This is a genomic window from Halovibrio variabilis (genome assembly GCF_007991175.1).
Classification (GTDB): domain Bacteria; phylum Pseudomonadota; class Gammaproteobacteria; order Pseudomonadales; family Halomonadaceae; genus Vreelandella; species Vreelandella variabilis.
This window is the reverse complement of sequence record NZ_BJXV01000017.1, coordinates 80,262-89,509: the sequence shown is the minus strand read 5'-3', so window position 1 is coordinate 89,509 and position 9,248 is coordinate 80,262. Positions and strand designations below refer to the sequence as shown.

Sequence of the window (9,248 nt, the reverse complement as noted above, 5' to 3'; positions counted from 1 at the left end):
CCCCCCCCCCCCCCGGTTCTCACTTGTTCAGCCCCTTGAGCAAGGTGTTTAAGTAGTGTTTTAAATCCATTTGCAGGTAACTCAGCAGCTGTGTGCTTTACTATCTGCACCTGTTATTCACGGAGGAAGCATTCATGGCCATAGGCGGCTTGATAGGATTACTGGATGACATTGCCGCATTGGCGAAGTTGTCCGCAGCATCACTGGACGATGTGAGCGCTGCCGCCGGGCGTGCGACGGCGAAGGCGGCCGGGGTGGTGGTGGATGATACGGCGGTTACGCCGCAATATTTACAAGGGGTGGCTGCGGAGCGTGAACTGTCGATTGTGAAGCAGATCGCATTGGGCTCCATCCGCAACAAGCTGATTTTTATCCTGCCGGTGGCGCTGCTGCTGAATCACTTTTTGTCCGCGCTATTGCCAATCATCCTGATGGTGGGCGGCACCTACTTGGCCTTTGAAGGCGCTGAGAAGGTGTGGCACAAGCTCTCTGGCCAGCATGACGACGACAAACCCGCGGTAGAAAAGGGGCCGGAAGCCGAGAAAAAGATCGTGAGTGGTGCCATTCGCACCGACCTGATTCTGTCCGCTGAAATCATGGTGATCGCGCTTGCCACTGTCTCCCATCAAGGGTTCTGGTCGCAGCTGACGAGCCTGGTGGTGGTGGCGTTTGTCATCACACTTCTGGTGTATGGCGTGGTCGCGCTGTTGATTAGGATGGATGATATCGGCCTGAAGCTTGCCCAGCGGGATAATTTGGGCGTGCAGACACTGGGCCGGGGTCTGGTGACGGCCATGCCCAAGGTGCTAGCAACCATCTCGGTGGTGGGCACCGTCGCCATGCTCTGGGTGGGTGGGCATATTTTGATGGCCAATCTGGGTGCCGATGGCATGGGTTGGTTCAACGCGCCCTATGCGTGGGTACATCATATTGAGCTAGGCATTAGCGAGGCAACCGGTGCCTTGGGCGGCATGCTGGGCTGGAGCTTCAATACGCTGTGCTCTGCGGTGATTGGCTTTGTGGTGGGCTCAGGGGTGGTGGGGGTGCTGCACCTTGTTCCCGTTAAGAAAGCGCACGCCGAATAGGTGCGGGCGGCGAAGTGCATTTCAGGCTTCTAAGCGCCCGCCATCTATATGGCGGCCTTTCGTGTGAGATAGGGGAGAGAGTACTTCCCGTCTATCACCCGTTTCTGGATCGGAGCAACTGCGCACGCGCATCTTCAAAGCCTTCAAGTAGCGCGCTATGTTCGAGCCCCAGGCCTTCAGTGCAATAGCTGTTCAAAAACTGCCGGCCGGCAAAGAGCTTCCGGTCGGTCTCGGTCAGCTTGGCTTCTTCGCAGAGCCCATTCCATTCACTGGCAATCGTTGCGAGTTGGTTCTCAATAATGCTCTTGACTTCTGTGTCATTGAGCAAGAAATCAGGCGCGGCCGCGAGGCAACTGTGCAGCGTGCTCATACGGTTTTCACCCTTGATCAGCATCGCCTGTGTTGCTTCGTTGCCGGTTCTTCCCTGCGGGCAGATGTCATAGGCAGGGGTCAAGGTAAGCATCTCGCCGTCCCAAAACGCGGCATGGTTGCGGGCATGGTCGTCCGTATTGCCGCATAGGATATTAAAAACGATCCGTCCGTAGAGCTCTCGCAGCGTTTTCTTTGGCTTGGTGAAGCGGTGACGGATGATCTCGGCAACATCTTCATAAGACGCATAGCGTGCCATCATTTCGTCAAGGCCGAGCATCGTCAGCGCCGACACCATTGCTCTGCGCTGCCAGCCAGCCGCTGATTGGATGCGATCAAAGCGTTCGATGAGCAGCACGTCTTTGCCCGCTGCCGCGATCATTGAGACCGGGGCGACATCGAGAGTACATAAAGCTGCGAGCTTCATGGCGATAAATTCCGCTTTCACGACGCTGTAAATGTCCGTGCTCGACGAGAACTTGGCGATTGTTTTGTGATCGCCGTTATCGATCAGGGCTTTGGGACGGGCGCCGCCGATCGATGTGCCGTGGTTCAACGCCTGATCGAGCGCGGGTGTCAGCGGGACACCTTGCTCGATCCTTTCGGCTGCTTCCAGCAATTCCTCATAGGACGCTTCTGCCTTAAGGCGGGGAACGTATTCCATGGCGGAGTGCTGAAAATCGAGGGCACCGATCCGATCCGATCCCGACTCAAGCAAATAGGTGAGTTCGTCGATGTCGCCGGTTTCGGTCTCGGCGGCATTGACACCCATAAGGCGGTTGATGATAACCCGGCGGCCCCAAGCGTCGGGCGAGCCGTCACGAAGGCAACCGGCCATTGCCAAGCCTGCGGCAGGTTCGATCAGGCCGCGGCGGAGCGGAAGCTCGGCGTCATAGATGGGTATCGCGTCATCACGCTCTAAGTAGCTAGCGCCATAGTTGAAAACGTAGGCGCCCCTTTGCTGTGTGATGCGGCCAGCCACGACGGGTTGCGTTTCCCCCGGCAGCCAAATCCAAACATAGGCCTCTTTGTGGTCAGTAAGCTTAGAAATCATCATCGACCTCCTGCTTACGATGGCGGACGCTCTTAGGAAGCAGCGTTAGTTTTTCTTCGAGATGGGCGTTGTGCGTCGCCAGTGTCCGTTCGTCAACATCGAACAAGCGGACGCCGACGAGTGCGGCAACCTCGAAGACGGTGCCGATCTCAGAACCAGCTTCGCCATTTTCGATATTGCGGAGGGTTCTGCGAGTAATGCCTGCGCGTTCCGACAGTTCGGTAGCCGTCAGTTTGTGCTCCAAGCGGCCAGCCTTGATCAACTTGCCGAAGATCGAGAGCGCCTGCTTTGTGACGCGAGAGTAGCTGCGTGCCCGTTTCATCGTCGTCCCGCTGATTTGAGTAATTTAAGGCCCATTAAAATCTTTATGGGCTTTTAAGTGCTCATTATGGGTTAGCTTTGGCAATGTGCCAAGTTGGTGAGTAATTTATGATCCGCAAAGCCTTTATATGGCACTTTAAATGCTCATAGTTAAGGCTGAGCTGAGAGAGCGTATTCTCAAACTTACCTGCAAAGTAGGAAAGTAAACTCAGTCAATATCAATTGGCAGGGGTGACCCAAGAGGTGTACCTGTTCATCTTGTTGGAGTTTCAGTCCTCGGTAGATCGCACCATGCCGGTTCGGCTGAGGTCGACCTCAATCAGCTCAACAGTTTGGTGGAGGATAAGACATGTTGGCAGAAAATTTAGAGAACTGGGCTCAGCAAGAACGCCAATATAGAAGTAACATCCCTGGGTTGTCGTTTCCGATACCTAAAAGTAGTTAATCGGGCAAGAAATAGGAGACGATATCCATCTCTTTGTGAGGAATGCCGATTATCTCAATGCCCCCTTGGCCAATCAGGTAAAAGATGACGTGCTGGCCCTGGGGGTAGCTGTAATAACCCTCGCTGATATCAGAGCGATGTTTGCCTAACAGTGGATTTTCTGCGAGCCAGTGAAATCGTTTTTCAAAATCCTTTAGGTAGGTATTTCGTTGGTTCTTGCCCCATTGCCACTCCGTATAGCGGCCGATATCTTTTAAATCGTCGCTCGCCCTCGGTGTGATATTGAACCTGGGCATTACGTTTCACTATCCAAATCGTTGATTAACGTATCCATCGAGAAATCGTCCACGAATTCACCGGCTCTAGCTTGCTTGGCACCTTGGGCTAGATGCGTACGTAGCGCTTCAAGCTTGCTTTTGCGTTCTTCCATGGCGCGTAACGCATCACGAACAACTTCACTTGCGGAGCCGTAGCGACCACTGGAGACTTCGTTTCTGATAAAGACTTCCCAGTGCTCCCCTAGGCTAAGGCTGGTCGTAGCCATGATGTGCTTCCTATATTCAAAAGTAACAAATATGAATATAGATGGGGCTGATAAGAAAGGCAAGGGTGCTAGCCTACGAGGCCCGCTGCGCATTGAGGGTGAGTGTTCCTAGAACGAACAAAAGGGAATAACCCTTTTGCGCCTTGTCTGGCTCATTTGTGGCTGCAACGCGATCCACGCTGAAACGCCAACAGGCCTTAGGCATTCGCCGCCGCCCGTTCAAGCTGCCCACCGAGTTTTTCCACGAAGCCCTGCATGGTTTCCTCGCCTAAATCGACCGCCTTTGCCCCAGCCACCAACGTCACGTCACTATGATCTTACCCAGCAAGAGTGGACACTGGTTTAAGCGATCATTCGGGCTTCAAATACCTCTGGGCTGATCATTCCAATGGCACTGTGCCGCCGTTGCTTGTTGTAGTCTAGTTCAACGTACTCAAACACCTGGCGCCTCATGTCGTTTCGCGTTTTAAATTGCTCCCCATGGATCGCTTCAACTTTGAGACTGTGGAAGAAGCTTTCGGCACAGGCATTATCATAGCAGTTGCCTTTGGCGCTCATGCTGCACTTAAGCTCATGCCGGGTAAGCTGCGATTGGTAAAGCATGGAACAGTACTGACTGCCTCGGTCCGAGTGAACTATCACGCCTTTGGGCATTTTGCGTTTCCATAGCGCCATCTGAAGCGCGTCACAGACAAGATCGGCCGTCATACGCTCACTCATTGCCCAACCAACCACCTTACGAGAATAAAGGTCAATCAGCACTGCCAGGTAAAGCCAGCCTTCGCCTGTTGCTAAGTAGGTGATGTCACCCACCCACTTTTGATTGGGGGCTAAGGCAGTAAAGTTTTGCGCTAGCAGATTCGGCGCTACTGGCAGCGAATGTCGAGAGTTTGTGGTGGCCTTAAACTTACGGGCTGCTTTGGCGCGCAAACCCTGACGCTGCATGCTGGCAGCCACCGTCTTACGGTTGATCGGCAGCCCATCATCTCGAAGGTCTAGTGCTAATCTCGGGGCGCCTGAGCGCCCCTTACGTTGGTGATAAGCCGTCGCCACCCGCTGATCGATAATGGCTTGCTGGCTGCGTTTTGGGGACGAAGCTCCTTCGCGCTGTCGCCAAGCGTAGTAGCCACTCCGAGCGACCCCGACAACATGGCACATACGCTGAACACCGAAAGCCTGGCGATGACGATGGATAAAGGCGTACTTCACTTCAGGCTCTTCGCAAAGTACACCGCGGCCTTTTTTGTGATGGCCAGCTCTTCATTTACTTCGGCTAATTGGCGCTTCAAGCGGGCGTTTTCTTCTGCCAACGACTGCTCTCGTTCAGAGGTGTCTTGCTGAAACTGCGCTTTGGAGCGCCACTGATAAAGCTGACTCGCATGTATGCCCAGCTCACGAGCCGCTGCTGCAACGCCAATGCGATCAGCGAGTGCTAACGCTTCTTGACGGTAGGCATCTGAGTAACGGGTATAGGATTTTTTCTTCATTGATGTCGTCGATCTTGCCATGGTTCACCTCATCGTAGCGTATTACATTTTTGAGGTGTCTACTGCTACTGGGCAAGATCACTAATGCCGATCACGTTGAGTATCAGGCGCAGATATTGGGAAGCGATGTCGCGCATGCCTGAGCATCTTGTATCCGAGTTGATATCTGAGGGAAGCCTGGTTCCGCTTCGTATTGAGAACGCCCCAACGCCTGATGAAGGGCTAACGATTGATGCCGCGTATGCGCGCAATCAACCCCTAGGACAGGCTGGCCAATGGTTGCTGGATGACCTCAGGCGGCGTTTGCACTCTTAAAACAATTCTTTCAGGGGCCGTGGTTAATGGGATGGAATATTGAGGCTATTTAGCTGTATAAATGCACAGCTATTATGCTAAGGTTTACTTAATCTCTAATGATAAGCGCACTTGAGTATCTGCTCTGGTAGGCAAGGTGAAGGTTGCTGCATTAAGTGATGCTTGCTTTAGGGATGCATAAGGCTTGATGTAAACCTGGAGGCAATACTTATGAATGACCAGCAGATACAGATATTCACCAGCGAAGATGGGCAAGCACACCTAGAGGTGACGCTGGAGCAGGAGACCGTTTGGTTGAGCCAAGCGCAGATGGGGAGCTTGTTCGCTACCACGTCCGAAAACGTTCTTATGCACTTGCAAAATATTTTTAAAGACGAGGAGCTGGGTGAGCAGGCAACTACTAAGGATTTCTTAGTAGTTCGCCAAGAGGGTAAGCGACAGGTTCGACGCCGTATCAAGCACTATAATCTGGATGCGATTATTTCGGTGGGGTATCGGGTCAGTTCAAAGCGGGCTACCCAGTTCCGCAAGTGGGCTACTCAGGTGCTAAAAGACCACTTAGTTCAAGGCTATACTCTGAATCAGCGACGCTTATCCGAGCGGGGCATAGAGTTCGAACAGGCGTTAACACTGCTCAGCCGAACCTTGACCAATCAAGGCTTGGTATCCTCAGAAGGCGAGGCCGTAGCGAGTGTGATTAGCGATTACGCTCGCTCATGGAGTTTGCTGCAGGGCTATGATGAGCAGCAATTAACCGAGCTAAGCATTAAGCAGCCTGGTATGCACTCGCTGGAGTTGGAAGAAGCCTTGAGAGCCATTGGTGAGTTAAAGCAAACCTTAATCGCCAAAGGCGAGGCAACCGAACTGTTTGGGCAGGTGCGGGGCGATGGTTTGACATCAGCCTTGGCCACCATTGAACAGGGCTTTGGCGACGAACTGTTTTACCCCAATGTGGCAACCCGAGCGGCACACTTACTTTACTTTGTGATTAAAAATCACCCACTGGCCGATGGAAATAAGCGTTGTGGCTCGTTTCTGTTCCTATGGTACCTGCGCCGCAACGCGGCACTGCTGGCCCGGCCCGTCGAGCAACTGATCAATGACAATACTTTGGTGGCGTTAGCGCTGTTAGTGGCGGAAAGCCTGCCTGATCAGAAAACGCTAATGATACGGTTGATTGAGCATTTTATACTGCTTAAGGAAGATTGAAGGCCAATTGGCTTATGAGCCTAATACAGAGCTTAATCGGCTCAAGATATGAGCCGATTAGGTCATGTGCAGAGTTTTCTCCTCATCTTAAGAGTCTTCTCCCCACAGCGGTGTCAGTGAACCGCCTACCGGTGCATTCTCAGGTAAGTCCACGGCCGCTACCCGCGCATGTGCTGCCGCAAGCTGTGCCGGGTCGCCGCGCTCTATTTCCGGCTTTTGGCCTGGTGGGTAGGCGCCTACCATGCAGAAGTCATCGTCTGCCTCCAGGCTGGCATGCCCAACTCCGGCGGGCAGCACCAGCACATCGCCTGGGTAAAGCATCAGCTCCTGGCCGTTAGGGCCACCCAGTCGCGCCCGGGCCTGCCCGCGAAAAATACCCAAGACCTCGTGGGCAGTGGAGTGAAAGTGGTCAAAATCATACAGATGGTAGCGCCACGCTGGCGGCCAGCCGTGCTGTTTGAACATGCTTTCAAAGGTATTGGCCCGTTCCTCTGCATTGCGAATGTCGAGAACCTGGCGGTAAATCAGCACAGGCAGCGGGGAGTTAGGGTAACCGGTGGCTTCATCGCTGTCGAGATGGAGTCGTTCTGGCTGGGGGATAGACATCCTGGCCTCCTCGTTAAGGTATTCTTTCAGCGTCTTCTTGAGCATAGTCGTTAGAATAGTTGAGCTAAACGATAAGAGACGGCTGAGTGTTGGGTAGATTACCGCCAAGCAGCGTATCCCTCATTTTCTATTCGATTGCCTTGATAGCATCAACCGTTATCATATCGCTGATGCTGTCCATCATTACGCCCTTTAACCGCGAGCTTCTATGACCCAATCTAAAACGCCCTTCATTGTGGTGCTGAGCCTGGCATTGACCATGATGCTGGGCCCGTTTTCCATGGATACGTATCTGCCTGCCTTTCCGGTCATCGGCGAATCGCTGGGGATTTCTCAGCAGGCGGTATCGCTGAGTGTTTCAGTGTATGTACTCGCATTGGCAGTTGGCCAGTTAATCGGCGGTGCGCTTTCAGACCGCTTCGGGCGACAGCGTGTGCTGATGAGCGGGCTGGCGATTTTCGCACTCTCAAGCATCGTCATTGGTATGGCGGACTCCTTGAACACGCTGCTCGGTGGGCGGGCAGTTCAGGCCCTTGGCGCCGGTTTTACCCTGGTGTCTGTGCCAGCGCTGGTGCGCGACCGGGTGGCGGGCCGCGATGCTGCGAAACTGTTCTCGATGATGGGCTTTATCATGGTGTTGGCGCCTGGCGTTGCTCCGAGTGTCGGCAGCGCGATTCTGTCGGTAGGTTCCTGGCACTATATTTTCTTCGCCTTGGCGGCATACGCGCTGTTGCTGGTACCGTTGCTGGTGCGGGTTATCTTTACCGGCATTGGCAAGGTGTCTCGCGCAAAAAGCCCCCAGATGAGCTTGTTGGCGCGTTACAAACTGGTGCTGTCCACCAAGCCAGCGCTGCCGTTCATCGTTTGGCAGGCCGCTTCTTTTTCTACCCTGATGATGTTTATCACATATGCTTCCTTTATCTATCAGGGGCACTTCGAACAGTCGCCCTCGGCCTTTTCGATGCTGTTTGCGGCGAACATTGTCGCGATGCTTATCTTCAATATTCTCAATCGGCTACTGCTTTCCAGGGTGCCGTCGTTTCGCATTCTGCAGTTGGCGACGGGCTGTCAGGCGGTCGGCATCCTCTTGCTGGTGATGGCTGCCTTCATGGCGTGGCCGCTGTACGCCTTCCTGCCCGCCATGATGCTGACCATCGGTGCGGTGGGGGCGATCTCACCGAATATTCAGGCCTGCTTTTTAGAGTACTTTCCCACCAGCGGTGGCACGGCCGCAGCACTTTTGGGTGCAGCCCAATTCGGCATTGCCGGGATTCTGAGTGGCCTGTCTGCCGTGCTGCCGCATACGCTTGAAGCGGTTATCCTGGCCATGGCGGCCTGCGGTTCGGTGGCGTATCTGCTGCTTGCCCGCTCCATCATTAAAGGGCGGGCCGCGGTCGGAGTGTAAGGCGCCAGGCTGGTTCCATTTGTTTCAGGCCTGGGCACGCCTTCAGGTGATGCGCCTTAACGTACGCTAGACGCCCGAATGCAGCGTCATCGGCGTCTTGTGCGCCTCCTGGTCGGCCTCCAGCCCGATCATTTCGTCGTAGGGGACCTGCTGGACAAGATAGAGCGGCAGCTCCTCAAGCCCGCCGGCCTTGATGAGCCGTTCGCGGGCATCGCTCAGGGAATGCGGACGAAGAGGCTGGCCGTGGCTGTCTTCGAGTACGTTCTCTTCGCCGTCTTGAGTGAGCGCCCGAAAGACGAAGACGTTGCCTTCGTGGGATTCAATGTGTAGCTCCGCGATACTGGATTGGCGGGCGAGTCGTACAAACTGATCGAATTTCATGGTGCTCTCCGTACGGTTTTTCCGTGC

Annotated in this window: 10 protein-coding genes; 3 read left to right on the top strand and 7 right to left on the bottom strand. The window is 54.2% G+C overall.

Features of this window, described 5'->3' with window-relative positions:
• Positions 1-134: 134 nt before the first annotated feature.
• On the top strand, positions 135-1,085 hold the full coding sequence (locus HVA01_RS14415) for a DUF808 domain-containing protein (protein WP_146876104.1): 951 nt from the start codon (positions 135-137) through the stop codon (positions 1,083-1,085).
• A 94-nt stretch (positions 1,086-1,179) separates the two neighbouring features.
• On the opposite strand, the gene HVA01_RS14410 is transcribed toward HVA01_RS14415, so the two are convergent.
• The 5 genes from HVA01_RS14410 to HVA01_RS14385 form a co-directional block, all read right to left on the bottom strand.
• On the bottom strand, positions 1,180-2,508 hold the full coding sequence (locus HVA01_RS14410) for a type II toxin-antitoxin system HipA family toxin (protein WP_146876103.1): 1,329 nt from the start codon (positions 2,506-2,508) through the stop codon (positions 1,180-1,182).
• Positions 2,498-2,830 carry a helix-turn-helix transcriptional regulator gene (locus HVA01_RS14405; protein ID WP_146876102.1) on the bottom strand — a complete coding sequence of 111 codons (333 nt, stop codon included), beginning with the start codon at positions 2,828-2,830 and terminating at the stop codon, positions 2,498-2,500. Before HVA01_RS14405 ends, HVA01_RS14410 begins: the two co-directional genes overlap by 11 nt.
• 440 nt (positions 2,831-3,270) lie before the next feature.
• Entirely contained in the window at positions 3,271-3,570 is a 300-nt protein-coding gene (locus HVA01_RS14400) for a type II toxin-antitoxin system RelE/ParE family toxin (protein ID WP_146876101.1), read from the bottom strand.
• Positions 3,570-3,818 carry a type II toxin-antitoxin system ParD family antitoxin gene (locus HVA01_RS14395; RefSeq protein ID WP_146876100.1) on the bottom strand — a complete coding sequence of 83 codons (249 nt, stop codon included), beginning with the start codon at positions 3,816-3,818 and terminating at the stop codon, positions 3,570-3,572. The genes HVA01_RS14400 and HVA01_RS14395 overlap by 1 nt, the downstream gene beginning before the upstream one ends.
• A gap of 342 nt (positions 3,819-4,160) precedes the next feature.
• Positions 4,161-5,326 (bottom strand): IS3 family transposase gene (locus HVA01_RS14385; protein ID WP_146876099.1). Its coding sequence is split into 2 segments (ribosomal slippage): positions 4,161-5,065 and positions 5,065-5,326, totalling 1,167 coding nucleotides; the frame shifts between segments, so codons are not numbered across the junction.
• 504 nt (positions 5,327-5,830) lie between these two features.
• Here HVA01_RS14385 and HVA01_RS14380 point away from each other — a divergent pair.
• On the top strand, positions 5,831-6,829 hold the full coding sequence (locus HVA01_RS14380) for a virulence RhuM family protein/type II toxin-antitoxin system death-on-curing family toxin (protein WP_146876098.1): 999 nt from the start codon (positions 5,831-5,833) through the stop codon (positions 6,827-6,829).
• Between the two features lie 87 nt (positions 6,830-6,916).
• Here HVA01_RS14380 and HVA01_RS14375 read toward each other — a convergent pair whose 3' ends face one another.
• Positions 6,917-7,435, bottom strand: a complete 519-nt coding sequence (locus HVA01_RS14375; protein ID WP_146876097.1) for a cupin domain-containing protein — start codon at positions 7,433-7,435, stop codon at positions 6,917-6,919.
• Between the two features lie 208 nt (positions 7,436-7,643).
• Here HVA01_RS14375 and HVA01_RS14370 point away from each other — a divergent pair, with 208 nt between their 5' ends.
• Entirely contained in the window at positions 7,644-8,840 is a 1,197-nt protein-coding gene (locus tag HVA01_RS14370; protein WP_146876096.1) for a Bcr/CflA family efflux MFS transporter, read from the top strand.
• Between the two features lie 66 nt (positions 8,841-8,906).
• On the opposite strand, the gene HVA01_RS14365 is transcribed toward HVA01_RS14370, so the two are convergent.
• On the bottom strand, positions 8,907-9,221 hold the full coding sequence (locus tag HVA01_RS14365) for a DUF6482 family protein (RefSeq protein ID WP_146876095.1): 315 nt from the start codon (positions 9,219-9,221) through the stop codon (positions 8,907-8,909).
• Between the last annotated feature and the right edge of the window lie 27 nt (positions 9,222-9,248).